General features: G+C 59.3%; 23 protein-coding genes and 1 tRNA gene. 17 read left to right on the top strand and 7 right to left on the bottom strand.

The genetic code is table 11. The features are described 5' to 3' along the window. Positions 1-239: 239 nt before the first annotated feature. Both PMI03_RS05930 and PMI03_RS05925 read left to right on the top strand, forming a co-directional pair. Positions 240-599 carry a PilZ domain-containing protein gene (locus PMI03_RS05930; protein WP_007690885.1) on the top strand — a complete coding sequence of 120 codons (360 nt, stop codon included), beginning with the start codon at positions 240-242 and terminating at the stop codon, positions 597-599. 135 nt (positions 600-734) lie between these two features. Beyond that, complete coding sequence (locus PMI03_RS05925) at positions 735-2,723, top strand: bifunctional 2',3'-cyclic-nucleotide 2'-phosphodiesterase/3'-nucleotidase (protein WP_007690883.1); 1,989 nt, start codon at positions 735-737, stop codon at positions 2,721-2,723. Between the two features lie 51 nt (positions 2,724-2,774). Here the strand turns inward: PMI03_RS05925 and PMI03_RS05920 are convergent, their stop codons facing one another. Further along, positions 2,775-3,743, bottom strand: coding sequence for a LysR family transcriptional regulator (locus tag PMI03_RS05920; RefSeq protein ID WP_007690881.1), 969 nt, complete (start codon positions 3,741-3,743; stop codon positions 2,775-2,777). A 135-nt stretch (positions 3,744-3,878) separates the two neighbouring features. On the opposite strand from PMI03_RS05920, the gene PMI03_RS05915 reads away from it, so the two are divergent. Next, positions 3,879-4,493, top strand: coding sequence for an FMN-dependent NADH-azoreductase (locus tag PMI03_RS05915; RefSeq protein WP_007690880.1), 615 nt, complete (start codon positions 3,879-3,881; stop codon positions 4,491-4,493). A 51-nt stretch (positions 4,494-4,544) separates the two neighbouring features. On the opposite strand, the gene PMI03_RS05910 is transcribed toward PMI03_RS05915, so the two are convergent. Then, positions 4,545-5,132, bottom strand: coding sequence for a TetR/AcrR family transcriptional regulator (locus PMI03_RS05910; RefSeq protein WP_007690878.1), 588 nt, complete (start codon positions 5,130-5,132; stop codon positions 4,545-4,547). A 106-nt stretch (positions 5,133-5,238) separates the two neighbouring features. Between PMI03_RS05910 and PMI03_RS05905 the strand changes: the two genes are divergently transcribed. Both PMI03_RS05905 and PMI03_RS05900 read left to right on the top strand, forming a co-directional pair. Further along, positions 5,239-6,015, top strand: a complete 777-nt coding sequence (locus PMI03_RS05905) for an SDR family NAD(P)-dependent oxidoreductase (RefSeq protein WP_007690876.1) — start codon at positions 5,239-5,241, stop codon at positions 6,013-6,015. Positions 6,016-6,233: 218 nt separating this feature from the next. Beyond that, positions 6,234-6,710: an OsmC family protein gene (locus PMI03_RS05900; RefSeq protein ID WP_007690874.1), complete on the top strand. Its 477-nt coding sequence runs from the start codon at positions 6,234-6,236 to the stop codon at positions 6,708-6,710. 81 nt (positions 6,711-6,791) lie between these two features. Here the strand turns inward: PMI03_RS05900 and PMI03_RS05895 are convergent, their stop codons facing one another. Next, on the bottom strand, positions 6,792-7,133 hold the full coding sequence (locus PMI03_RS05895) for an HlyU family transcriptional regulator (protein ID WP_007690872.1): 342 nt from the start codon (positions 7,131-7,133) through the stop codon (positions 6,792-6,794). Between the two features lie 37 nt (positions 7,134-7,170). Further along, positions 7,171-8,421: a threonine ammonia-lyase gene (gene ilvA, locus PMI03_RS05890; RefSeq protein ID WP_007690869.1), complete on the bottom strand. Its 1,251-nt coding sequence runs from the start codon at positions 8,419-8,421 to the stop codon at positions 7,171-7,173. Positions 8,422-8,828: 407 nt separating this feature from the next. Here ilvA and PMI03_RS05885 point away from each other — a divergent pair, with 407 nt between their 5' ends. The 3 genes from PMI03_RS05885 to rpe all read left to right on the top strand — a co-directional run bounded on the left by PMI03_RS05885 (position 8,829) and on the right by rpe (position 10,373). Next, positions 8,829-9,179 (top strand): hypothetical protein, encoded by a 351-nt coding sequence (locus PMI03_RS05885; RefSeq protein WP_007690867.1) that lies wholly within the window; start codon positions 8,829-8,831, stop codon positions 9,177-9,179. A gap of 414 nt (positions 9,180-9,593) precedes the next feature. After that, positions 9,594-9,678: transfer RNA gene (locus PMI03_RS05880), tRNA-Leu, on the top strand. Positions 9,679-9,707: 29 nt separating this feature from the next. Further along, positions 9,708-10,373: a ribulose-phosphate 3-epimerase gene (gene rpe / locus PMI03_RS05875; protein WP_007690862.1), complete on the top strand. Its 666-nt coding sequence runs from the start codon at positions 9,708-9,710 to the stop codon at positions 10,371-10,373. Positions 10,374-10,443: 70 nt separating this feature from the next. Here the strand turns inward: rpe and PMI03_RS05870 are convergent, their stop codons facing one another. Both PMI03_RS05870 and wrbA read right to left on the bottom strand, forming a co-directional pair. Then, positions 10,444-10,761: a hypothetical protein gene (locus PMI03_RS05870; RefSeq protein WP_007690861.1), complete on the bottom strand. Its 318-nt coding sequence runs from the start codon at positions 10,759-10,761 to the stop codon at positions 10,444-10,446. 223 nt (positions 10,762-10,984) lie between these two features. Then, positions 10,985-11,584, bottom strand: a complete 600-nt coding sequence (wrbA, locus tag PMI03_RS05865; protein ID WP_007690860.1) for an NAD(P)H:quinone oxidoreductase type IV — start codon at positions 11,582-11,584, stop codon at positions 10,985-10,987. A gap of 240 nt (positions 11,585-11,824) precedes the next feature. Between wrbA and PMI03_RS05860 the strand changes: the two genes are divergently transcribed. The 8 genes from PMI03_RS05860 to PMI03_RS05825 all read left to right on the top strand — a co-directional run bounded on the left by PMI03_RS05860 (position 11,825) and on the right by PMI03_RS05825 (position 22,017). Further along, a complete protein-coding gene (locus PMI03_RS05860; protein WP_007690859.1) occupies positions 11,825-12,598 on the top strand; it encodes a competence/damage-inducible protein A in 774 nt (257 codons plus the stop codon). 117 nt (positions 12,599-12,715) lie between these two features. Further along, a complete protein-coding gene (locus PMI03_RS05855; protein WP_007690858.1) occupies positions 12,716-13,558 on the top strand; it encodes a universal stress protein in 843 nt (280 codons plus the stop codon). 349 nt (positions 13,559-13,907) lie between these two features. Continuing rightward, entirely contained in the window at positions 13,908-14,405 is a 498-nt protein-coding gene (gene gpt / locus PMI03_RS05850; RefSeq protein WP_007690857.1) for a xanthine phosphoribosyltransferase, read from the top strand. A 771-nt stretch (positions 14,406-15,176) separates the two neighbouring features. Further along, positions 15,177-18,971, top strand: a complete 3,795-nt coding sequence (locus PMI03_RS05845; protein WP_007690856.1) for a vitamin B12-dependent ribonucleotide reductase — start codon at positions 15,177-15,179, stop codon at positions 18,969-18,971. A gap of 201 nt (positions 18,972-19,172) precedes the next feature. Then, on the top strand, positions 19,173-19,868 hold the full coding sequence (locus PMI03_RS05840; RefSeq protein WP_007690853.1) for an HAD hydrolase-like protein: 696 nt from the start codon (positions 19,173-19,175) through the stop codon (positions 19,866-19,868). A 137-nt stretch (positions 19,869-20,005) separates the two neighbouring features. Further along, complete coding sequence (locus tag PMI03_RS05835; protein WP_007690851.1) at positions 20,006-20,569, top strand: flavin reductase family protein; 564 nt, start codon at positions 20,006-20,008, stop codon at positions 20,567-20,569. Positions 20,570-20,779: 210 nt separating this feature from the next. Next, the gene (locus PMI03_RS05830) at positions 20,780-21,388 is read left to right on the top strand and encodes a DUF2026 domain-containing protein (RefSeq protein WP_007690850.1); all 609 of its coding nucleotides are present in this window, start codon (positions 20,780-20,782) and stop codon (positions 21,386-21,388) included. Positions 21,389-21,537: 149 nt separating this feature from the next. Then, positions 21,538-22,017, top strand: coding sequence for a hypothetical protein (locus tag PMI03_RS05825; RefSeq protein ID WP_007690847.1), 480 nt, complete (start codon positions 21,538-21,540; stop codon positions 22,015-22,017). Positions 22,018-22,140: 123 nt separating this feature from the next. Here PMI03_RS05825 and PMI03_RS05820 read toward each other — a convergent pair whose 3' ends face one another. Then, positions 22,141-22,563, bottom strand: coding sequence for a helix-turn-helix domain-containing protein (locus PMI03_RS05820; protein WP_007690844.1), 423 nt, complete (start codon positions 22,561-22,563; stop codon positions 22,141-22,143). A gap of 71 nt (positions 22,564-22,634) precedes the next feature. On the opposite strand from PMI03_RS05820, the gene PMI03_RS05815 reads away from it, so the two are divergent. After that, positions 22,635-24,923: a heavy metal translocating P-type ATPase gene (locus tag PMI03_RS05815; RefSeq protein ID WP_007690842.1), complete on the top strand. Its 2,289-nt coding sequence runs from the start codon at positions 22,635-22,637 to the stop codon at positions 24,921-24,923. The last annotated feature ends 35 nt before the right edge of the window (positions 24,924-24,958 follow it).

Here is a 24,958-nt window from a genome sequence, read left to right as displayed (position 1 = left end):
CTCTCTCTCGAAACTCAGACTTGGCGGCGTCGAATGCCAGAGTTCACCCGATTCGCGGCGATGACGGCAATAGCCAATCTCACTTCTATCGCAAGGGTGCGCAGGTTCGTGTCGAAGCAGTGAGACAAACCGCTCCGAATCGATACGGATGACTGCAATTTTACCGATCTCGCTAAACACCTTTCAATGGATACCCGCTATCCGTGAAAGGAGTGAGACGCACGCGTCGAGGTGAGATCATGCAGTCATCTTCAAAACCGCCGGCCCAATATAATCTGAAGATCAAGGCGAGGCGCTCACCGCGCCGCCGTGTCCGGTTGATGGGTCAGGTATGGTATCTCGCAAAGGCGGTGACCGGCCGCGTGGTCGATCTTTCCGCCAGCGGCATCGCGCTCGACTTGCAAGCTCCTATCCATGCAGCCGCCGGCAGCAAGGTTCGCGTCGAGTGCACCGACATCGGCATGCTTGATGGTATCGTGCGCTGGGTTCATAGCGGCCGAATCGGCATCGAATTCGATCCCTCCTCCAATGCCTCGGCTCTGGTCGCCTCCTATTTTCGCTTTTTCCACAAGGACATACAGCCGGTTCTTCGGCGCTGACGGCCTGTTTCCTCACTCGACGCGGGAAGCACAATAAGCCTGTCATAATACAGGTGCACACCTTCAAAATTCGTCCTAATCTCCCTCATCCCCAGAGGTGATCGAGAACCATAATAATCGTTGAAGGAGTGTTTCATGTCTTCCATTCTGGAATTGCCCAGCATGTCGCGTCGTTCCCTGCTGCAGGGCCTGAGCGCCACCGCCGCGCTGATCGTGCTGCATCCTTTCGCTGCCCGCGCGGCCGGCAATCAGGCGCATCTGCGCCTCATGGAAACGACAGACATTCACGTCAACGTCTTCCCCTACGACTACTATGCCGACAAGCCGAACGACACGATGGGCCTGTCGCGCACCGCGACAATCATCGACAACATCCGCGCCGAAGCGACCAATTCGCTGTTGATCGACAATGGCGACGTGCTGCAGGGCAATCCGATGGGCGATTACATGGCCTATCAGCATGGCATGAAGGAGGGCGACGTCCATCCAGTGATCAAGGCGATGAACACGCTCGGCTATGAGGTCGGCACGCTCGGGAACCATGAGTTCAACTACGGCCTAGACTTCATGTTCAAGGTCTTGGGCGGCGCGAACTTCCCCTTCGTCTGCGCCAACCTGACCAAGGGCCAGCTCGCTTCCGACCCGAAGAAGGACGACCTGTTCTTCAAGCCCTATCTGATCCTCGAAAAGAAGATCAAGGACGGCGCCGGCAATGAGAGCCCGATCAAGATCGGCTTCATCGGCTTCGTGCCGCCGCAGATCATGCTCTGGGACATCAAGAACCTCGAAGGCAAGGCGCAGACGCGTGATATCGTCGAGGCCGCCAAGGCCTGGGTGCCGGTCATGAAGGAAGAAGGCGCCGATATCATCATCGCCCTTTCGCACTCCGGCATCGACGGTAGCGCCCCCTCCGACAAGATGGAAAACGCCTCGCTCTACGTCGCCGCCGTTCCCGGCATCGATGCCGTCTTCACCGGCCACCAGCATCTTGTCTTCCCCGGCCCGAAGACCTGGGACGGCATTAAGGACGCCGATCCGGTCAAGGGCACGCTGCATGGCAAGCCGACGGTCATGGCCGGCTTCTGGGGCTCGCATCTCGGCCTGATTGACCTGCTCTTGGAAAAGGACGGCAATAGCTGGAAGATCGTCGACTTCACCTCGGAAGCACGGCCGATCTATCACCGCGACGACAAGAAGAAGGTCATCGCCGATGTCGCCGACAAGAAGGAAGTGGTCGAAGCCGCCAAGGCTGAGCACGAAGCGACGCTCGCCTATGTCCGCACGCCCGTGGGCAAGACCTCGGCACCGCTCTACTCCTATTTCGCGCTCGTCGCCGACGATCCCTCAGTGCAGATCGTCAGCCAGGCGCAGATCTGGTACATCAAGGACATGCTGAAGGAGACGCAGTACAAAGATCTGTCGGTGCTTTCGGCAGCCGCGCCCTTCAAATGCGGTGGACGTAACGGCGTCGACTACTATACCGACGTCCCCGCCGGCAATATCGCCATCAAGAACGTCGCCGATCTCTATCTCTATCCGAACACTGTGCAGGCCGTCGTCATCAACGGCGCGCAGGTGAAGAACTGGCTGGAAATGTCGGCGGCGATGTTCAATCAGGTGCAGCCGGGCGCCAAGGATGTCGCTCTGCTCAACGACAGCTTCCCGTCCTACAATTTCGACGTTATCGACGGCGTCACCTATCAGATCGACGTGTCGCAGCCGCGCCGCTTCAGCGATGACGGCAAGCTCCTGAATGCCGATGCAAACCGCATCCAGAACCTGCAATTCGATGGCAAGTCGATCGATCCCACCCAGAAATTCGTCGTGGTGAGCAACAACTACCGCGCCGGCGGCGGCGGCAACTTCCCGGAAATCGCAGCAGACAAGGTCATCTACAAGGCCCCGGACACCAATCGCGACGTCATCGTCCGCTATGTTCACGAACAGGGCACGATCAACCCGACAGCCGACGGCAACTGGACCTTCAAGCCGCTTCCGGGCACCACCGTCCTGTTCCCAAGCTCGCCCAAGGCCAAGGACTTCCTTGCCGAGGTAAAGAGCGTGAAGATCGAGGACGCCGGCGAAGGTACTGATGGCTTCAATAACTTCCGGCTCGTTCTGTAGTCGGCTACACAACTCCAGACATGAAATGGGCGCCCTTCGGGGCGCCCATCTTCATTCCGCCGCCAGCGGGTTCTCGGCGGGATGGTACACTTCCATGGCCGCCTTGAAATCAACCCGGTCCGGGCATTGCGACAGACGATCACGGAAGGCCTCGATCATCCAGGCCGCCGCCGGCCCCGGGGGATTGGAGAGCTTGCGCACGGCATAGATCGGATATTCGCCCTGCTCATAGGCATCGAGATCAAGATGCACGAGCCGGCCCTTTTGCAGGTCTTCATAGATCAGCGAAGCCGGCAGCCCACCCCAGCCGAGGCCGCCGCGGATCAGCTGATGCTTGGTTGCGATATCGCTGAGGTGCCAAATCTTGTAGGACAGGACATTGAAATCCCGGCCCTTGGTGAGGTTTGAAGCGTCGGTGACGACCAGTTGCACCTCTTCGCGCACGTCGGCGAGGGTCAGCGGCCGCTTGATCTGGGCAAGCGGATGGAGTGGTGAGGCGACCGGCATCATGAACGAATGTCCGAGGCGCTCGATCACCATGGAATCGTCCTGCTTTATGACTGCGCCGCCTATTCCGATCGTCGATTTGCCGCTGGCCACCAGCTCCATCATCGTGCCGAGCTCGCCGGCATCAAGCCGCAGCGACACGGACGGGAAGCGGTCACGGAACTCTCTCAGGACGTCGACCGTGGCATTGGTCGGCACCATGACGCTGATGGCGACGGCGACCTCCGCCTCGAGCCCGGTCTTCAAGCCCTTGACCCTGGCGCGCATCACCTGGAGATCGGAGAGAATGCGGCGCGCATCCTCCAGCATTACCCTGCCCGCATCCGTGAGCTTCGGCTGGCGCGAACCCGAACGCTCGAACAGCGGCATTTCAAGCTGTGCCTCGAGATTGGCGATCGTATAGCTGATCACCGACTGCGCGCGGTTGAGCACGCGCGAAGCCGCAGAGAAACTGCCGGATTCGGCAACGGTCAGAAAAACCTGCAATTGGTCAAGCGTGGGGTTGGGAAGCATGGGCTATCCATTTTATCGATCATTCCAATCCATATTATCACAGTTTTTCTCGATAGCACTGAAGACTTATCTATGGATGCGAAACGTGGCCGAACTCCCATCCGGCTATCGCAACCCATTGATAAGGAACATAGCATGTCCTCCATTCTACTTCTGACATCCAGCCCGCGTGCCGATTCCCTCTCCACCAAGATCGCGACCGAACTCGCCGACAAGATCAAGGCACAGAACCCGGGCAAGACGATCGTTCACCGCGATCTGTCGTCCGCTCCCCTGCCGCATATCGATGAGCTTTTCACCGGCGCCATCCGCACGCCGGCCGACGCCCGCACGGCTGAACAGGCCGAAGCCGTCAAGGTTTCCGATGCGCTGGTCGACGAGCTGCTGGCCGCCGACACGCTGGTCATCGGCACCGGTCTCATCAACTTCAACATCTATTCGTCGCTGAAGACCTGGATCGACAATATCGCCCGCGCCGGCCGCACCTTCACCTACACCGAGACCGGCCCGAAGGGCCTGGCCACCGGCAAGAAGGCCTATATCGTGCTCGCATCCGGCGGCGTCTATTCCGAAGGCCCGGCCGCTCCGCTGAACCACGCCGTTCCCTACCTGAAGTCGGTTCTCGGCTTCATCGGCATCACTGATGTGGAAACGGTCTATATCGAAGGCATCGCCTTCGGTCCGGAAGCCGCTGAAAAGGCAATCGGCGCCGCCCAGGCCCGCGCCGCCGAACTGGCGCTTGCCGCCTAATTTGCAAGTACGACTAAAAGTCATGGCGGCCGGTTTTCACCGGCCGTCTTTTTATGTCCCGTTGCCGTTCGCCAGCTCTTTCATGAAGCTCCGAGCTGCTTCCAGAAGCTCGTCGGAAAGCGCCTCGTCATTCGCAGCGCGCGCAAGGCCAACCGCACCGGCCATCAGGCAGGTGGCGATAAGGGCATTGCGCCGCGCCTCGGCGGCATCCGCTTGCGGCATCCGCGCCGTCATCGTCTCGATATTCTTCCGCATTCCTTCCGTGGCGATCGTCCGGACTGTTTCGCCGCTGCGTGCAATATCGGCGGTTAGAGCCGCATAGGCGCAGCCGTCGCCGCAATGATCGCGATGAAAAGCGCCGAGATAGTTCTCGGCATAATCCGTCAACGAGACATCGGCCGGATCGATCCCCCTCTCCTGCATCTGCCGTCGTTGCCCCTCCACTGCCGCCTGGACGGCCTCGGCCACCAGCTCGTCCCTTGAGGCGAAATGCTTGTAGAAGCCACCGACCGTCAGCCCCGCTTCCTTCATAAGATCGGCAACGCCGATGCCCTCCAGCCCCTCCTCGCGTAGGCGCTTGGCCGCTAGCGTGACGATCCGCTCGTGCGTCTTCTGTTTTTCCAGCTGCGAATGGCCCATCGAAGAATCCTCTTAAGCCGCCTTGACGAATGTGGATTATCATCATAATCCTTATGGAGAACGATCATAATCCAGATCGCGATTGAAGCCAATAGGAGTTACCAACATGCGCCTCAAGAACAAGGTTGCCATCATCACCGGCGGCAACAGCGGCATCGGCCTTGCCACCGCCCGGGTCTTCCTCGCCGAGGGCGCCAAGGTCGCCATCACCGGCCGCAACCCACAGACCCTTGCCGCCGCCGTCGAAGAGCTCGGCGGTGATGTCCTGGCGTTGCAGGTTGATGTCACCGACGTTGCAGCGACTGAGAAAGCCTTTGCGGAAGTGGCTGAAAAGCTTGGCAATATCGATATTCTCTTTGCCAATGCCGGGATTGCCGGCGAAACCGCAGTTGGAAAGACCATGCTCGAACAGTTCGAGACGGTGGTACGCACGAATTTCACCGCCGTCTTCTTCACCGTGCAGGCGGCGCTGCCGCATCTCAATGACGGTGCGTCGGTGATCCTGAACGGTTCCGTGCACGCTGTTCTCGGCATCCCGGGCTACTCTGCCTATGCCGGCACCAAGGGCGCCGTCCGCGCCATGACCCGCAACCTGGCCTCCGAACTCGCGCCGCGCGGCATCCGCGTCAACCAGGTGACGCCAGGCGCCACCAAGACGCCGATCTGGAATACCCGGGCGATGACCGAAGACGCCAAAGATGCTCTGGAAGCACGCTTCGGCAGCCTTAGCCCGCTCGGCCGCATGAGCGAAGCGGAAGAGATCGCCAAGGCGGCCCTCTATTTCGCATCTGACGACTCGAGCAACGTCACCGCCATCGAAATCACCGTCGACGGCGGCGCCACCAGTGCTCCGTCGGGCGCCAAGCTGTTCCGGGGGGCCTGAACGCCGCTTCCCACATGATGACAAAGGTCGCTTGATGCACGATGCTGATGGCGGCCTTTTCCATATCGGGGATATCACCGGCCGGGGCTGCCGGACCTTGACGGTCGAACAAGACCGGACTGTCATTTATCACGAAAGTGGTTTTAGCCTTCGGATGATCCCTTGCGATATATGCATCCCCCGGGCAGAGACATTCCAAATGCAATCGGAGGATTCCAGTGAGCGACAAGAAGCACAGTTATCACGTCAACGTCGTCTGGACCGGCAATGACGGTACGGGAACGTCGAGCTATCGCAGCTACAGACGGGATCATGAGATACGTGCCGAGGGTAAACCGACGATCCCCGGCTCTTCCGATCCGAGCTTTCGCGGCGACCCCACTCGCTGGAACCCCGAGGACCTGCTGGTCGCATCGCTGTCGGCCTGCCACAAGCTTTGGTATCTCGGCCTTTGCGCCCAAGCCGGCGTTATCGTCCTGTCCTATGAGGACGCAGCGGAGGGAACCATGCTGGAAGAGAGTGGCGGCGCCGGGCAATTCACCTCGGTCGTGCTGCGCCCCAGGATTGTCATCGATGCCACATCGGACGCAAGGACGGCGCTTGAGCTGCATCACAAGGCGCATGAGATGTGCTTCATCGCGCGCTCGGTGAATTTTCCTGTTACCAACGAGCCACAGATCTCGACGTCGGCATAGCGATAGCAAGCCATTGAAAGAACATTCAGTTCCTTCAATGGTGATCGCCGTTCACGGCTCATCACCAACCAGCTTTGGAAATCAGACCTGGCGAACCTTTTCGCCATCGCCGAACAGCGACGGACCGTTCTGGTCGATGATCTGCCGCGCCTTGCGGAAAGTCGATTCGAGCGCATCGTCGGCCGAGGTGAAGACATCGGCGCGGATGAAGTTGCGCACCAGCGTTTCGCCGTTCACATCCTTCTCGATCCGGCCCATCAGGCGGAACTGATTGCCCTCGCGCTGCGGCGTTGCATGGATCGTGCAATCCCCATGGGCCTGCGGCTCGGCGCTGAGGGTGGAACCACCGGTCTTCTCGGCGCTCGTCGTCGAAGCGCCGCCGCCGGTGAAGATCGAGAGAATATTGGACAAGATCGAAGCCATGAATCGCCTTTAGCATGAAGGACGTGAGGTCGCAAAGTTAAATGATCAGGTTCGCAAGGATCTCATTCTCGGTGATATCCTCATAGCCCATGCCGGCGCGCTCGAACTTTTCGACCAGCTGCTTGAAATTATCGGAATCCTTGGTCTCGATGCCGATCAGGATGGAGCCGAAATTGCGCGCGCTCTTCTTCAGATATTCGAAGCGGGCGATGTCGTCGTCCGGCCCAAGCAGATTGAGGAAGTCGCGCAGCGCACCTGGACGCTGGGCAAGGCGCAGGATGAAGTATTTCTTCAGCCCCGCGTAGCGCATGGCGCGCTCCTTGACATCAGGCAGGCGCTCGAAATCGAAATTGCCGCCGGAGACGACTGTGACGATCGTCTTGCCGCGGATGGCATCGGGATCCATGGTCTCCAGTGCGGTGATCGCCAGCGCGCCGGCGGGCTCCAGCACGACGCCTTCGACATTCAGCATATCCGCGATCGTCACGCAGATGGCGTTTTCCTCGATCAGCCTGACCTGCTCGGCGGCAAAGCCCTTTAGCGCAGCGAAATTAAGGTCACCGATACGGCCGACCGCAGCACCGTCGACGAAATTGTCGACCTTCGTCAGCGTCACCACCTGCCCCGCCTCGATGCTGCGCCTGAGGCTCGGCGCTCCCGCCGGCTCTGCGAAGACGAATGTCTCCTTGGCAAGGCGATCGGCAAAATAGCCGGTGATGCCGGCCGCCAATCCGCCGCCGCCGACCGGCAGGATGATGTGGTCCGGCAAAACGCCGTCCGGCAATTGCGCGGCGATTTCGTCGGCGACTGTCGCCTGCCCCTCGATGATATCGGCGTGATCGAAAGGCGGCACCATGACGCCGTCGATATGCTGCACATGTTCACGCGCCGCCTGATAGCACTGGTCGAAGAAGTCGCCGAAGAGCTTGATGGTGATGAATTCACCACCGAACATGCGGGTCTTGTCGATCTTCTGCTGCGGCGTCGTTACCGGCATGAAGACCACGCCCGGCACGCCGAAATGGCGGCAGACGAAGGCAAAGCCCTGAGCGTGATTGCCGGCAGACGCGCAGACGAATGTCTTGCCTGTGCCGCCCGCGGCGATCACCTTGCGGAAGAAATTGAAGGCGCCGCGGATCTTGTAGGAGCGCACCGGCGTCAAATCCTCGCGCTTCAGCCAGATATCGGCGCCATAACGAGCCGAAAGATGCTCGTTCAGCTGCAGCGGCGTTGCGGAAAAGAGGCCACGCATGGCCTCGGTGGCGTCGAGAACATCCTGCTTGTCCACGGGCTTCGTCCATCCTTGTTCAATTCGCCTTCGCTATGACACAGGAAAGATGAGTAACGAAAGCCTGTTTATGGCAGTTTCCGACCTGTCCGAGTAAGATTGCCACGCTTGCCGGAGCAAGGCTGCGACCATCAAACGCGCAACTGCCATGATTTTCGCCAGCGGTTCCCTCAGGTCGCAACCCCAAAATCTGCGAATTGACAGGACGAAACCGTCCGTCTCCAATACGGCCAGCCATCATGATGATGGTTAGAGGCCCGCTTCAATCCGGCTTATCCGGTGCCGGCGGGCTTCGCTTTGCGGCGCGTTCAGGCCCACACATCATTCTTAACCTTAAATTGCACGAACGCATTGAGAAGCTCGCCTGCTGCGGATATCTCTATCCTGTTTTCTCAGGAGCCCCCAAAATGAAATTCATTCGCTATATCGGCGCGACCATAGTGCTCGCGATGCTCGCCTCCTGCTCGCCAGCGCTGCCTTCTCAAGAAAAATATGACGTCATGAAGACACTGCTGCAAGGCAGTCCGGCGCTGAAGGCCAAGATGATCGAATTCTGCGCTGCGAATAAGGGCTCGCAGCAGGAAATACTCGGCATGTCGTTGATCGCCAATGTCCCGACCTCGCAAGCCAAGAAAGTCACATGCCAGAGACTTGCAAACGGCATCGCCTCGGGACGAGTGACCTACAACGATTTTCAGACCTCGTTCCGCACCCGCCTACCGACGCCAGCGCTCATTCGTGTGTTGCAGGGCCGCTGAGTTTGGCTATCACAATGTCGGAGCAATTTCGCTTATCCTGTCGGGAGAGCACTGGAAAAATGACACTTGGGTTCTCCGGCAGTTTAAGCATACGTCTTATTTCAATGGTGGTCATCTTGGCCCCTTTGCTGGCAGCATGCGAAACACAAGGTCAAAGATCAACAAGAACGGTCATCGTGACACCGAAACAGGCGAGAGCATTATTGGTGGACGCCGAAAAGACCTGTTCATATCTGGGCAGCGACAAGAACCCTCTCAAGAACTATTGCCTGCAAACGTATCTTAACAATCGCCTGAGGTATTTCCCCACCGAAGGAGCTGTCGCCAAACCCACCTTCTCTAAATCCACGAGCAAGCACATATAAGCGAACAACCGCTTGACTGAATCGCTCAAGTGCTTGAAGGGAAAGGCACGCGGACGTGGCGAAACTGGTAGACGCAAGGGACTTAAAATCCCTCGGAGTGATCCGTACGGGTTCGACCCCCGTCGTCCGCACCACTTGCACGAACAAATGCGGAAAGCCGGCTTTGAAACCTGACAATCGGATTGCGCCGTCGATCTTAGCCTGCAATCTGGCACGCCTTGCGGAAGAATGCAGTGCAGCTATTCGCGCCGGCGGCGATTTGATTCATTTCGATGTCATGGACAATCGCTTTGTCCCGAACCTATCCTTCGGGGCGCCACTTCTGAAATCGCTGCGTGAAGACGGCTTTGACGGCTATGTCGATGTGCATTTGATGACGTATGAAGCCGATGGTTTGATAGAGAGCTTCGTCGAGGCTGGTGCCAACAGCATCACCATTCATTATGAAGCGACACCACATGTACATCGCTCATTGAACCGTATCCGAGAGCTTGGATGCGATGTCGGCCTCGCCGTGAACATATCCACTCCGCTTGATTTCCTTCCCTATCTGAAGGATCGGCTGGATATGTTGCTGGTCATGACAATCAACCCCGGCTTCGGTGGCCAAGCGCTCATCCCCGCAGCCTTGCCGAAGATTGAAATGGCTCGAAGCCTGTTCGAGGCGGATCGGTTATCAACTCACATCCAGGTCGATGGCGGCGTGAAACTGTCGAATATCAGGACAATTGCGGATGCGGGCGCCGACACGTTCGTCGTTGGCAGCGACTTCTTTTCCGCTGACGATTATGCCGAGCGGGTTGCCCAGTTCCGGGCACAACTCGCCTGATCGGCCTCCACCCAACAAGAAAGGCGACCCGCTGGGCCGCCTTTTTTTCGTCTGCTCTAGCGTTGGACGCTTAGCGAATCTGGATTCTGAAAGCAGCACCCGGATACCACCAGCCATCGCTGTGGCGGCGGTAGCCCGGGCGGGGACGCTGGTAGCCGTGATAGCCATTCCACGAACCGGGACGATAGTGCGGCTGACGACGGTTCGGGCGATGCCTTCTGTCGTCCCAACGCCGGCGGTCGCCTTCACGGTATTGCACCTGTTCGACGGCAGTGCTCGCTGCCGGCTTGGCCGTATTGAGCGGCGCGGCGACCGAAGGCGTAAAGGATGCGAGTCCCATGATCAGCGTCAACGCGCCTGCGCCGACGATATTGAAAATTTTGCTCATGACGTCTCCATTCAAAGTTTACAGCCCATCATTGAACCCTAATTGATGAACGCTTCATGAATGCCACCAGAAATAGCGATCACATCAAAGGCATGACCTCCATCGCACTCTGCAGTGGTTTTTTTGCTGACGAGACCGGTTGTTCGCACTGACTCCTGCCGGCTCCCAGGCGCAAAAAAGCGCAGCTTTCGCTGCGCCTTTTAATGGATTGGCAAAGTGCGAATCAGGCGACGAGCTTGGCCGCGATCTTGGCGACGTGGGCGCCCTGATATTTGGCGGCTTCCAGTTCGATCTCCGAAGGCTGGCGCGAGCCATCGCCATTGGTGATCGTGGAAGCGCCATAGGGCGAGCCGCCCTTGACTTCTTCCGTGCCCATCTGGCCGGCGAAGGCATAGGGAAGGCCGACGACGGCCATGCCGTGGTGAAGGAGGGTCGGGATGAAGCCGAGAATGGTCGACTCCTGGCCGCCATGCTGGGTCGCGGACGACGTAAAGACCGAGCCGACCTTGCCGACCAGCTTGCCTGAGAACCAGAGGCCGCCGGTCTGATCCCAGAAATTGCGCATCTGCGACGCGACCGTGCCGAAACGGGTGCCGGCGCCGACGATGATGGCATCGTATTCGGCCAGCTCATCCGGCGTTGCGATCGGCGCTTCCTGGTCGAGCTTGAAGTAGGAAGCCTTGGCGACCTCTTCCGGCACGAGCTCTGGAACACGCTTGACGGTTACCTCGGCGCCAGCCGACTTGGCACCTTCGGCAACGGCATAGGCCATCTTCTCGATGTGACCATAGGCGGAATAGTAAAGTACCAGAACCTTAGCCATGAATATCTCCCGTTCGTTGGACGCGTTGATTGTCGGCCCAAGTTGTATCAGCGACGGGACAAGGACGCAGCCCCCGCAACGGGAACGGACTGTTCACCTGACGAAGACGAAAATTCATTTGCGGTCGCTTTCGTTCACTGCCGTGGACATGAAAACGGCAGTTTTCATTCGCTGCAAACGGCGCTACCTATCTCAAACGCTTTTTCGAACGCGCGCCTGCGCAATTCCACGGATACTTCCATGACCAATGAAACCATTGTCACAGCCGCCATGCTGGCCATCGGAGACGAACTGCTCTCCGGCCGGACGAAAGACAAGAATATCGGCCATCTCGCCGATGTCATGCTGCTGTCCGGCATCGACCTGAAGGAAGTCCGTATCGTTGCCGACGACGAAGACGCCATCGTTGCGGCGCTGAACGCGCTGCGTGGCCAATATGACTATATCTTCACCTCCGGCGGCATCGGCCCGACGCATGACGACATCACGGCTGACGCGATCGCCAAGGCATTCGGCGTGGCCTGCGAGCATGATGCGGAGGCGATGCGGATCATGGCAGAGATGTATGCCAAGCGCGAGATGGAGTTCACCGAGGCGCGCCAGCGCATGGCGCGCATGCCGGTCGGATCGAAGCACATCGCCAATCCGGTCTCGACCGCCCCGGGGTTCAACATCGGCAACGTGTATGTCATGGCCGGCGTGCCGCAAGTTTTCCAGGCGATGCTCGACAATGTCGTGCCGACGCTGCGCTCCGGCACCCGCATGTTGTCGACGGCGATTTCCTGCCCTTACGGCGAAGGAGAGATCGGCACGCCGCTCGGCGCCATCCAGAAAGCACACCCGGATACCAGCATCGGCTCCTATCCGCGCTATGTCGGCCAATCCTTCTCGACCGAGATCGTCGTGCGCGCCCGTTCCGCCGAGCTGGTTGAAAGTGTCGCAGCCGAGGTGCGGGCGATGATCGAAACCATCAGACAGTCGAAAGCCAAGGAAAATCAGTCAGCTGAGGCATGACGCTCAACGAGGTCTTTTTCGTCCGGAAGGGAACCGGAATGATATCGGCGCATTAATATCATGCGGAATGATGGTATAATGAACCGATCCGATCCCTTCCGCACGGGAGATCTCGTCATGTCCTACAAAACCATTTTGGTTATTCTCGACACGCCCGACAACGCAAAGGTCGCGGTCGATTTTGGCGCCGCTTTCGCCAAGGAGCACGGCGCTCACATTGTCGGCCTGCATGCTGAAATCGTCTCGACCGTACCGCTGGTCGCGCCGATGGAGATCCCTGATCCGGTCGCCGTGCAAGCCCTGCAGGACATGGCCCACAGCCAGGCTGTCGAAGTCGAGCAGCTGTTCCGTGCGAAAATGGAGCGTGAGGGTCTCGACTATGAGTGGCGCAGCTTCACCAGCACCGTCGGCTATGGCTCCGAACCCCTGATCGAAAGCGCCCGTAGCGCCGATCTGCTGGTTGCCGTACAGCCAGACCCGTCCAGATCGTCCGACTCGAATGTCGACGTCGAAAGCTTCCTGTTCGAAAGCGGGCGGCCCGTGCTGATGATCCCGTATATACTGACCCAGCCCAAACCGATCCGCCGCGTCCTGATCGCCTGGAACGGCTCGAAGGAAGCAGCCCGCGCGACGTTCGACGCCATGCCGCTCCTGAAGGCTGCCGACACCGTGGAGATTTTCTCGGTCGACACATCCGAGAGCTCCAAGCATTCACCAACGGAGACTAGCCGCGAGATCGGAGCGACGCTTGCGCGTCACGGTGTTCGCGCCACGCTGACGACGGAAAGCTGCGGCGGCAAGACGCCGTCGCAGGTCATCGAGAACCGTCTTGCCGACAACTCGATCGACCTGCTTGTCATGGGCGCCTATACGCATTCCTGGCTCTGGCAGCTGATCTTCGGCGGTACGACCCGGACGCTGTTGAAGTCGATGACAGCGATGACGCTGCTGGCGAGGTAAGCGCGCCTATGATGGACTGAAGGGCACATGATTGCCCGGCATCAAAGCCGCTGCCTCAGCTTTTGCACACCCTGCCGGATGGGCTGCATAGCCGCGGCTCTTGCCTTTTGGCCGTAAATCCAGCAGAAAACAGCGACCGATGACAGAATTCCCGCCAGGGAACCATTCGCGCGGTCCAGGGAACATGCCCCAAACTGCCCAGACGCTTCTGGGTGAGATCATGTTCCGGCAGACGGCGAGCGAATTGCGTTTCAGGATTTGGTCCATGGTCCGCGCCCGTCGCGGGGTCTGCTCAGGGTCGCCGGTAGCGCCGGTGTGTCGTTATTTTTGCTCCCGGAGCTCCTGAGCCATGTCCCTGCCCGATAAAGCCTTTCCCGTATCCTGGGATCAGTTCCATCGCGATGCCCGCGCCCTTGCCTGGCGGCTTGCCGGCCTCAACAAGAACTTCAGGGCGATGGTCTGTATCACCCGTGGCGGCCTCGTTCCCGCGGCCATCATTTCGCGCGAACTCAACATCCGCATGATCGAGACCGTCTGCGTCGCCTCCTACCATGATTATTCGAGCCAGGGCGAAATGAACCTGCTCAAGGGAATCACCGCGGAACTCCTCACCGACGGCGGCGAAGGCGTGCTGGTTGTCGACGACCTGACCGATACCGGCAAAACCGCCCTCGAAGTGCGCGCCATGCTGCCGAAAGCGCATTTCGCCTGCGTCTATGCCAAGCCGACCGGCGTACCGACCATCGACACCTTCGTCACCGAGGTCAGCCAGGACACCTGGATCTACTTCCCCTGGGACATGGGCTTCACCTATCAGGAGCCGATCGCCAAGGGCCATAAGGGCTGAAATGGACTCGGAGCTCGCCCGAATCAGCGGTGATTCTCTGTGACGCATGCGATCCATCTAATATATCAGCAGTAGAGGTGGGCGCTTCGGCGCCCACTATATTTAGTAGCCTTCGCCCGCAAGAACATGCGGGATTCAAGGCCTTCCACGCGAATCATAAGACGCCACAGCATGGTTTTGCGCCAAAACCAATGGTTTCGGGGCCACGTTCACAATATTGTCGCGCTGGCCTCCTTCGTTGATGGTATTTACCCCGAAAGCGGTCGTGCGAAGGGCGAGCATTTTCCGCCAAGCACTTGAATCTTCTGACATCCCAGCGTTTCCCCAGTTTCCACAGGTAAGCCCACAAGATATTGTGGTTAAAAATCTGTCGCAAACCACCCCTTGACGGAATCGGGTCTTTCAAACTTAATAAGAACCGTTGCGGCGGCGACTGGGCCAGGCGGAATAATGAGGGGCTGGTCCTCAACTCGAAATCGGATTTGAATTCAGGGCGATGCACCAATGATGGTCGCGCCGTGAGGCTTTTTGTGCCGATGTCGAAGCTGCCAAAAAAACACATGCGGGGACTGGCGGCAATAAGCTGTTAATACTATATTTAGTGTTTGCAGCCACCATCGCCACAAGATACAGGAAAGTCATCTCCGAATGACATCCCCTGTCAGATAGCGGAATGAGCAATGGCTGCGCGTTGAAGTCGCGAGGCCAGACGAGAACTTTTGCGCCCTGTTTACGAGGCAGGTGTGCTCCAACGAATGAGGTTATGGGACCATGCGCATCGAGCGTCGCTTTACGAAGGCAGGCCAGTCACCCTATGCGGAGATCGAATTCCGCAAGGCTACCAGCGAGATCAAGAATCCCGATGGCTCGATCGTTTTCCGCCTCGAAAACATCGACGTGCCGGCGCAGTTCTCGCAGGTCGCCGCCGATATTCTGGCGCAGAAGTACTTCCGCAAGGCCGGCGTTCCGACCAAGCTGAAGAAGGTCGAGGAAAACGACGTCCCTTCCTTCCTGTGGCGCTCCGTTCCCGATGAAGCTGCCCTGAAGGATCTGCCGAAGGAAAGCCAGACCGGTTCCGAAATCGATGCGCGTCAGGTCTTCGACCGTCTGGCCGGCACCTGGACCTACTGGGGCTGGAAGGGCGGCTATTTCTCGTCCGAGGAAGACGCCTCCGCTTTCCAGGACGAGCTTGCCTATATGCTCGCCACCCAGCGCGTCGCGCCGAATTCGCCGCAGTGGTTCAACACCGGCATGCACTGGGCCTACGGCATCGATGGCCCCGGCCAGGGCCATTATTATGTCGATCCCTTCACCGGCAAGCTCACCAAGTCCAAGTCGGCCTATGAGCATCCGCAGCCGCATGCCTGCTTCATTCAGTCGGTCGAGGACGATCTCGTCAACGAAGGCGGCATCATGGACCTCTGGGTCCGCGAAGCCCGTCTCTTCAAATATGGTTCCGGCACCGGCTCGAACTTCTCGCTGCTGCGCGGCGAAGGCGAAAAGCTGTCCGGCGGCGGCCGTTCTTCCGGCCTGATGAGCTTCCTGAAGATCGGCGACCGGGCTGCCGGCGCCATCAAGTCGGGCGGCACGACGCGCCGCGCCGCCAAGATGGTCGTCGTCGACATCGATCATCCGGATATCGAGGAATACATCAACTGGAAGGTCAAGGAAGAGCAGAAGGTTGCTGCCCTCGTCACCGGTTCGAAGATCGTCGCCAAGCACCTGAAGGCGATCATGAAGGCGACCGTCAATTGCGAAGGCGACAATGACGATTGCTTCGACCCGGCCAAGAACCCTGCCCTGAAGCGCGAAATCCGCGCTGCCAAGAAGGACCAGGTTCCGGAGAACTACGTTCAGCGCGTCATCCAGTTCGCCCGCCAGGGCTACAAGGATCTTGAGTTCAAGACCTACGACACCGACTGGGACTCGGAAGCCTATCTGACCGTTTCCGGCCAGAACTCGAACAACTCCGTCTCGATCAAGGACGAGTTCCTGCGCGCCGTCGAGAACGATGCCGACTGGCACCTGACCGCCCGCAAGGACGGCAAGATCATGAAGACCCTGAAGGCGCGTGATCTCTGGGAATCGATCTCCTACGCCGCCTGGGCATCGGCCGATCCGGGCCTGCACTTCAACACGACGATGAACGACTGGCACACCAGCCCGGCTGCCGGCCCGATCCGCGCATCCAATCCGTGCTCGGAATATATGTTCCTCGACGACACCGCCTGCAACCTTGCCTCGCTGAACCTGATGACGTTCAAGGATGCAGCGACGAAGCGCATCAACATCGCCGATTACGAGCATGCCGTCCGCCTCTGGACCGTCGTTCTCGAAGTCTCGGTGATGATGGCGCAGTTCCCGTCGCGCCGCATTGCCGAACTCTCCTATGAATACCGCACGCTTGGCCTCGGCTACGCCAATATCGGCGGCCTGCTGATGTCCTCCGGCATTCCCTATGACTCCGACGAAGCCCGCGCCATCGCCGGCTCGCTGACCGCGATCATGACCGGCATCTCCTATGCGACCTCGGCGGAAATGGCCTCGGAGCTCGGGACGTTCCCGATGTTCAAGCCGAACCGCGAGAACATGCTGCGCGTCATTCGCAATCACCGCCGTGCCGCCTATGGCGAGACTTCCGGCTATGAAGGCCTGGCGGTTAATCCGGTGGCGCTGATCCATTCCGAAAATCCGGACCAGGATCTCGTTGCCCATGCCAAGGCTGCCTGGGACAAGGCGCTGGCACTCGGCGAAAAGCATGGCTACCGCAATGCCCAGGCAACCGTCATCGCGCCGACCGGCACGATCGGCCTCGTCATGGATTGCGACACGACCGGCATCGAGCCTGACTTCGCCCTCGTGAAGTTCAAGAAGCTCGCCGGCGGCGGCTACTTCAAGATCATCAACCGCGCCGTTCCGGAAGCACTGCGGGCGCTCGGCTATAGCGAAAGCCAGCTTGCAGAGATCGAAGCCTACGCCGTCGGCCATGGCAATCTGAACCAGGCGCCGGCCATCAACCCCTCGACGCTGAAAGCCAAGGGCTTCACCGACGAGAAGGTGGAAGCCGTCAACGCCGCGCTGAAGAGCGCCTTCGACATCAAGTTCGTCTTCAACCAATGGACCCTCGGCGCCGACTTCCTGAAGGGCACGCTGAAAGTTTCCGACGAGCAGATGGCAGACATCAGCTTCAACCTGCTCGACCATCTCGGCTTCTCCAAGAAGGACATCGAGGCCGCCAACATCCATGTTTGCGGTGCGATGACGCTGGAAGGCGCGCCGTTCCTGAAGAACGAGCACCTCGCCGTCTTCGATTGCGCCAATCCCTGCGGCAAGATCGGCAAGCGTTACCTTTCGGTCGAAAGCCACATCCGCATGATGGCGGCTGCCCAGCCCTTCATCTCGGGTGCGATTTCCAAGACGATCAACATGGCCAACGAAGCAACCGTCGAGGATTGCAAGAACGCCTACATGCTCTCCTGGAAGCTCGGCCTGAAGGCGAACGCGCTCTATCGCGACGGCTCCAAGCTCAGCCAGCCGCTCAACTCCTCACTGATCGAAGACGAGGATGATGAGGATGCGCTGGAGGAATTCCTGCAGGCTCCGGCTGCCGCCCAGGCCGTCACCATCACCGAGAAGATCGTCGAACGCGTCATCGAAAAGGTCGTCCGCAGCCAGGAGAAACTCCCCGGCCGCCGCAAGGGCTATACCCAGAAGGCCAAGATCGGCGGACACACCATCTTCCTGCGCACCGGCGAATATGACGACGGCCGCCTCGGCGAAATCTTCCTTGATATGAACAAGGAAGGCTCGGCGCTGCGCGCCTTCATCAACAACTTCGCCATCTCCGTCTCGCTCGGCCTGCAATATGGCGTGCCGCTCGAGGAATATGTCGACGCCTTCACCTTCACCAAGTTCGAGCCGGCCGGCATCGTCACCGGCAACGACGCGATCAAGAACGCCACGTCGATCCTCGACTACGTGTTCCGTGAATTGGCCATCTCCTATCTCGGCCGCCATGATCTCGCGCATGTCGACACTTCGGACTTCAACGCCACGGCGCTCGGCCGCGGCATTTCGGAAGGCAAGGCCGATGTGTTCTCCAAGGGCCTGACCCGCGGCTACAAGCCGACGCTGGTGCCGACTTCGGGCGAGCGCCCGGCAGCCGAGGTCAAGGGTTCGGCCACTGCCGCCCCTGCCCGCGCCTCCTCGGTTTCGACGATCTCCGCTTTCTCCGGCAATGCCGTGCGCAAGCTGGAACCGACGAGCGCCATCTCCACCTCGGAAGTCGTCGCCTTCAAGCGCGATTATGAGGAACGCGCCAAGGAATTGGCCGAAGAGATTGCCGAGGAAGTGGTGGAAGAAACCGGCCTCTTCACCGACAAGGCGGCAGACGACGCGGCAGCGGCCAAGGCCGACGCCAAGAAGTTGGAATCCGAACGCCGCGCCCGCTCCATTATGCAGGGCTATACCGGCAACATGTGCACCGAATGCCAGAACTTCACCATGGTCCGGAATGGCACCTGCGAGAAGTGCGACACATGCGGCAGCACGAGTGGGTGCAGCTGATCAAAGGTGGGCGGGCTTGCTTGTGCTTGTCACAAAGTGATTGTGCCCAGGTTTCCGCGCATTCTGTTCTGTTAGAAATGTCAGAGAGCGGCCGAAAGGCCGCTTTCATTCGTTAGAGCGAACCTTTTGCCGCAATCATTGCGAGGCCATAGGTTCCTGTTCGCTTCCCTTGACGCGTTCCCCTGATATCCGCGTTTATAAATGGCTCTGTTTTCGACCATCGATAGAGAAAGTGAGATCCCCGTGTCCTACACCGCTTCCAACCTCCTCCTCGATCTCGATGGAACGTTGGTCGATTCCCAACCAGGTATCCTTTCAAGCTGCCGCGCGGCGTTGCGGGCTCTTGGCCATGAAACGGACCCCGAGATGGATATCCGCTCGATCATTGGGCCGCCGATCGAAGATGTGATGCGTTACCTTCTCAGCTCATTCGGCGATGATCGTGTCGCGGAGGCGGTCGACGCTTACCGAGCTGACTATGGAACTCGTGGTCTCCTGCTGAGCGAGCTTTACCCCGGCATCAGGGAAACACTCCTCGAGCTGCATTCTCAAGGCATTCGCCTCCTTCTGGCGACTTCCAAACGGCAAACATTCGCACAGCGCATTCTCGACAATCACGGACTATCGAACCTTTTCCGGGGCATATATGGCTCCATACCAGGAGCCGGTCTGGACCATAAGCCCGAACTGCTGGCGCATATTCTGCAGGATACTGGACTGGCCGCCCAGGATTGCCTGATGGTCGGCGATAGAAAATTTGACATCGTCGGCGCCCAGGCGAATCGGATGCGTGCCGTCGGCGTTCTTTGGGGCTACGGTAACCGTGAAGAACTCGAGCTCGCTGGCGCGGATCTTATTCTGGTTGCACCAGAGGAATTGAGATCATTATCGAGGTAAGACGCGCGCTACCGCTCTTCTTCGTTTTTAACGTCCTGGTGCCTGTTTCGGCTTATTTCATTTCACATACGTCGGAATGGCATAAGTACCAGCCAGGAAGCCACGGGCAGTTATGACTTCATCTATCTGGACTTCCAATGAACGAGCACATGAATTCCGTTGAGCTTAAGAAGGCCTTTCGTCTGATCAACCACGGCCCGACCGTGCTCTTGTCCGCACGGCATGGCGGCATCGACAACGTCATGGCTGTGGCCTGGTGTTGCGGTCTTGATATCGATCCACCGAAGCTCACCCTGGTTGTCGACAAGGTTGCGCAGACGCGCTCCCTCATCGAGGCGAGCGGGGTTTTCGTCGTGCAAGTTCCGACGGTCGCCCAACTTGCGCTGACACGGGACGTCGGAACGCGGACATTGTACGACGAACCGGACAAGCTTCAGAAATCAGGTGTCTCGATCTTCGAAGTGCCCGGACAGGATCTGCCGTTCGTTGAAGGCCGTTCGGCCTGGCTCGCCTGCAGACTGGTCAGCGAGCCGCATACACAGGACACCTACGACCTCTTCATTGCCGAGGTCATCGCTGCGTGGGCGGACGACCGCGTGTTCCGGGATGGGCATTGGCATTTCGAAACAGCGGGGCCGGAATGGCGCAGCCTTCATCACGTCGCGGGTGGACACTTCTATGCCATTGGGGAGGCGCTTTAGACCTCGGCCGAAACAACCTGAAATCGCGTGCCCTCATATTCGATAGCCAATTGCGCTTAACTCCTGCCGTCCAAGACTGTCCGTAGCAACACAGGATCGAATGTGACCCTGGGCGAAGGATAGAGGCCATATCTGTCACATCTGACGTTTACATGGCCGCTGCCATCACTTACGGGAAGGCCCATATTGTGGGTTTAAGGGCAAACGATCATGCTGATCAAGCAAAGCGACTACCATCGGATTTACCGGGTCATCAACAGCCTGCTGATCAACGAAAACGCCAATCCCGCCACGGCTTCGATGTATTTCAGTACGTTCGGAGCCTTCATTCTCGAACATCATTTCAAGATCAAGGCAAAGCCGAAGGGCGGTCTCGCCGCTTACAATCTTGACGGAAAACACATCCTTTTCGCCGACCAGCGCGACGATGGCTATGTCTCCGGCGCTGGCGAAAATTTCCACTGCTGGGTCGAAGCGGACGGTTGGGCCATCGACTTCATGGCCCCTGCGTTCTCGGAAAGTGCGCCAGGCCTGTTGATCCATTCGAAGATGTTTCAGCGTCGGCTTTCATCCATGGCTGCGTCTATCAACGATCTCGGCCAGTCCGGCGATTTCTTCTATCATTTCGAGCCTGAGGCGACGGCCGAGCGTTTCGCGGATTGGCGCAAGCATCCGATGATCGGAGACCTCGCCACCGTTGCCACGAACTGGTTTCGGAAGTCGCCTAAGAAAATGCAGGCGTCTATCACCGTTCGGAACCAGGATGGAAGAACCAACCTCGTTCCGCTCCTCGGCAATTCCCTGATTGGCGCTTGGTAATCTTCGGAAACTCGTTCAAGCCAAAGTCACCGTCGCGGCATGGCTTCGCGTTTGCCCGCAAAGGGTTTGCTAGATATCGTAGGGCGCCCAAGCGAACATATTTAAACAGCCATTGACCACCAGTTGATGACGATATGAGGCTTTCAGAGATGGTCATCGAACGCCGACGCCGGTCTGCCTTGCAATTGCTTCTGCTACCTTTGCGGCTCGTCATAACCGTGCTCGTGCTCATCAGCGAAGTCGCCCGACCACTATACCGCCCGTTCGTGAACTGGTTCGCCTCGCTCTCCATCGTAGTGCACTTCGGCGAGTTTGTTGGTTCATTGCCACGAGGCGTCATTCTCGTTCTGTTCGTCGTCCCGCTTGCGATTGCTGAGCCACTGAAGATCTACGCTCTATTCGTCATTGCCAGGGGTCATGTGATCTTCGGACTCGTAATAATCGCATTGGCATACCTGATGAGCTTCCTGTTGGTCGAACGTCTTTTCCACGCAGGCCGCGAGAAGCTGCTAACTTACGGCTGGCTCAAATGGATTATGGATCGTGTGGAGACCGTTCGAAACTCGGTCGCTGACATGAAAAGAAGCGTCATCGCAATGGTACGCAGCTGGCTTCGACAAGGCGCTTGAACGAAGGCCGACTGTTATCCAGCTTGGTGCTGATCAGTCTCGGCTTGAGGAAAAACATTACTTTTCATGGTGCTCGATGGGGCACTGCGAGATGGCAATTGGGGTGAATTCAACCCTATCCCATCAATGCTGCGGATGCATGCATTCCCCGTGATCCGCAAGAACCTCGATCACCCGGCATTGGTCGACGCGGCCGTGGCCGCAGCCTTTTACCATCATTTCCAATTCGGCTTTCAGCGCCATCAGGCTGCGGATGCGCTGCTCGACCTCGATCAGGCGGGCCTTGGCGATGGCGTCGGCCGAGGCGCAGGATTGGTGCGGGTCGTCCTGTAGCGCCAGCAGCGTGCGGATGGAGTCGACTTCGAAGCCGAGTTCACGGGCGTGGCGGATGAAGGCGAGCCTCTGCAGATGCGACTGCTGGTAGGAGCGCTGATTGCCCTCGCTCCGCTCCGGTTCAGCCAGAAGACCGATGCTCTCGTAGTAGCGGATCGTCGGCACCTTCACACCGCTTTGCCGGGCCGCTTCGCCGATCGTGATCTTTTTCATAATTTTCCTCTTGCACCTCTAGTCACTAGAGGATGTAGGAAGGATGCCACGGTTTGACAAGGAAGCGGATCATGGCAGCAGCGACACAGACACGATACAGAGTTGGCGGGATGGATTGCGCGTCTTGCGCGGCCAAGATCGATACGGCCGTCAGGCGCATGCCCGGCGTCGAGGATGTCTCGGTCTCGGTGACCGCCGGCACGATGACCGTCCGCCACGACGAGACCAGCAACCTTGTCGCCATCGAAAAGAAGGTGGCGGGCCTCGGCTATTCCGTCGCGCCGCTTGCCGGCAAGGCAGCACCCTCGCCCACTGAACATCAGCATGACGATCATGGCCACCAGTGCAAAGGCGATCATGACCATTCCCATGATCACAGCGGCCACGATCATTCGGCGCATGACCATGCCAGCCATGATCATCATACCGATCAGAAGCACGCCGAGAAGGAGATCGAGGGACTGCATGGCCACGACCATGCGCCGACGAACGGCCCATGGTGGGCGAGCAAAAAGGGCCGGCTGACGATCCTGTCAGGCGGCGCGCTGGTTGCCGCCTATGCTATCGGCCATCTCGTTCCCTCGATCGCACCCTATGCATTTATCGTCGCGATGCTGGTCGGCCTCGTGCCGATCGCGCGCCGTGCCGTCATGGCAGCATTGGCCGGCACGCCTTTTTCCATCGAGATGCTGATGACCATCGCGGCCATCGGCGCCGTCATCATCAATGCCGGCGAAGAAGCGGCAACAGTCGTCTTCCTTTTCCTCGTCGGCGAGCTGCTGGAAGGCGTGGCCGCCAGTAAGGCGCGCGCCAGCATCCAGTCACTGACGACATTGGTTCCGAAAACCGCGCTGGTCGAGGAAGACGGCCAGACCCACGAAGTCCAGGCCGACAGCCTCAAGGTCGGCACGATCATTCTCATTCGCCCCGGCGACCGTATCGCCGCCGATGGCGTGATCGTCGAAGGCGAAAGCGCCATCGATGAGGCGCCGGTGACCGGCGAAAGCACGCCGGTGCGCAAGGGCATAGACGCCAAGGTCTTCGCGGGCACGATCAATACCGACGCCGTGCTGCGCGTCAAAGTCACCGCGGCCGCCGCCGACAACACGATTGCGCGTGTCGTCAAGCTGGTCGAGGAAGCCCAGGAGTCCAAGGCACCGACCGAGCGCTTTATCGACCGCTTCTCGCGCTACTATACGCCTGCTGTCGTGGCTGTGGCGGCACTGGTCGCGGTGACGCCGCCGCTGGTGGCCGGCGCGAGCTGGATGGAATGGGTCTATAAGGGCCTCGCCATCCTGCTGATCGGCTGCCCCTGCGCCCTCGTCATCTCGACGCCGGCAGCCATCGCTGCGGCCCTTTCGGCGGGCGCTCGCAACGGCTTGCTCTTGAAGGGCGGCGCAGTTCTGGAAACCATGGGCAAGGTGACGACGGTCGCCTTCGACAAGACCGGCACGCTGACCGAGGGCAAGCCGAAGGTGACCGACGTCGCCGGTTTCGGCCATACCGAAGCCCAGGTGCTGTCGAGGGCTGCCGCACTGGAAAGCGGCTCAAGCCATCCGCTTGCGCTTGCGATCCTCGAACGGGCAAAGGCTGACAGGCTCCCGGTTCCGCCTGCTGCCGAAGCGAAAGCCCTGCCCGGAAAGGGCGTCAGCGGCCGGGTTGGCGGCGAGGCCATATTGCTGCTCTCACCACAGGCGGCGCGGGAGATCGAAGTATTCTCGACCGAACAGGATGCCCAGATCGTGGCCCTGAACGATGAAGGCAAGAGCGTCTCCGTGCTGGTCGTGGAAAGCAGGATCGCCGGCCTGATCGCCATGCGTGACGAGCCGCGCACTGACGCCCGCGCCGGGATCGAGGCACTGAGAGCGGCCGGGATCGGTGCTGTCATGCTGACCGGCGACAATGCACGGACGGCTGCGGCCATCGCCAAGGGTCTCGGCATCGAGCCCCGCGCCCAGCTCCTGCCCGAGGACAAGCAGCGCATCGTGCGCGAGTTGCAGGCGCAAAAGCAGATCGTCGCAAAGGTCGGAGACGGCATCAATGACGCGCCGGCGCTGGCGGCCGCCGATGTCGGCATCGCCATGGGCGGCGGCACCGATGTGGCGCTGGAGACGGCCGATGCCGCGGCTCTTCATGGCCGCGTGACCGATGTCGCCAACATGGTCGTGCTGTCGCGCACGACGATGAGCAATATCCACCAGAACATCACCATGGCCCTCGGCCTGAAAGCGGTGTTCCTGGTGACCACGGTTGTCGGCATCACCGGCCTCTGGCCGGCGATCCTCGCCGATACCGGCGCCACCGTGCTCGTCACCGCCAATGCGATGCGGCTTCTCGGATGGAAGGGTGCGAGATCGTAAGGGTCGGCCCCTCATGCCTGTAACGGCAAAAGCGG

The sequence above is a fragment of the Rhizobium sp. AP16 genome, assembly GCF_000281735.1.
Lineage (GTDB): Bacteria > Pseudomonadota > Alphaproteobacteria > Rhizobiales > Rhizobiaceae > Rhizobium > Rhizobium rhizogenes.
Note: the sequence above shows the minus strand (reverse complement) of the source record. Positions and strands in the feature narration are given on the sequence as shown.

Coding starts and splice junctions, on each gene's coding strand:
- PMI03_RS05855 (WP_007690858.1), top strand. CDS start 12,716: ATGTCCTACAAAACCATTTTGGTTATTCTCGACACGCCCGACAACGCA.
- wrbA (WP_007690860.1), bottom strand. CDS start 11,584: ATGGCTAAGGTTCTGGTACTTTACTATTCCGCCTATGGTCACATCGAG.
- PMI03_RS05845 (WP_007690856.1), top strand. CDS start 15,177: ATGCGCATCGAGCGTCGCTTTACGAAGGCAGGCCAGTCACCCTATGCG.
- PMI03_RS05895 (WP_007690872.1), bottom strand. CDS start 7,133: ATGGCTTCGATCTTGTCCAATATTCTCTCGATCTTCACCGGCGGCGGC.
- PMI03_RS05815 (WP_007690842.1), top strand. CDS start 22,635: ATGGCAGCAGCGACACAGACACGATACAGAGTTGGCGGGATGGATTGC.
- gpt (WP_007690857.1), top strand. CDS start 13,908: ATGTCCCTGCCCGATAAAGCCTTTCCCGTATCCTGGGATCAGTTCCAT.
- PMI03_RS05820 (WP_007690844.1), bottom strand. CDS start 22,563: ATGAAAAAGATCACGATCGGCGAAGCGGCCCGGCAAAGCGGTGTGAAG.
- PMI03_RS05930 (WP_007690885.1), top strand. CDS start 240: ATGCAGTCATCTTCAAAACCGCCGGCCCAATATAATCTGAAGATCAAG.
- PMI03_RS05830 (WP_007690850.1), top strand. CDS start 20,780: ATGCTGATCAAGCAAAGCGACTACCATCGGATTTACCGGGTCATCAAC.
- PMI03_RS05905 (WP_007690876.1), top strand. CDS start 5,239: ATGCGCCTCAAGAACAAGGTTGCCATCATCACCGGCGGCAACAGCGGC.
- PMI03_RS05870 (WP_007690861.1), bottom strand. CDS start 10,761: ATGAGCAAAATTTTCAATATCGTCGGCGCAGGCGCGTTGACGCTGATC.
- PMI03_RS05915 (WP_007690880.1), top strand. CDS start 3,879: ATGTCCTCCATTCTACTTCTGACATCCAGCCCGCGTGCCGATTCCCTC.
- PMI03_RS05910 (WP_007690878.1), bottom strand. CDS start 5,132: ATGGGCCATTCGCAGCTGGAAAAACAGAAGACGCACGAGCGGATCGTC.
- PMI03_RS05860 (WP_007690859.1), top strand. CDS start 11,825: ATGACCAATGAAACCATTGTCACAGCCGCCATGCTGGCCATCGGAGAC.
- PMI03_RS05840 (WP_007690853.1), top strand. CDS start 19,173: ATGGCTCTGTTTTCGACCATCGATAGAGAAAGTGAGATCCCCGTGTCC.
- PMI03_RS05925 (WP_007690883.1), top strand. CDS start 735: ATGTCTTCCATTCTGGAATTGCCCAGCATGTCGCGTCGTTCCCTGCTG.
- PMI03_RS05835 (WP_007690851.1), top strand. CDS start 20,006: ATGAACGAGCACATGAATTCCGTTGAGCTTAAGAAGGCCTTTCGTCTG.
- PMI03_RS05885 (WP_007690867.1), top strand. CDS start 8,829: ATGAAATTCATTCGCTATATCGGCGCGACCATAGTGCTCGCGATGCTC.
- PMI03_RS05825 (WP_007690847.1), top strand. CDS start 21,538: ATGGTCATCGAACGCCGACGCCGGTCTGCCTTGCAATTGCTTCTGCTA.
- PMI03_RS05920 (WP_007690881.1), bottom strand. CDS start 3,743: ATGCTTCCCAACCCCACGCTTGACCAATTGCAGGTTTTTCTGACCGTT.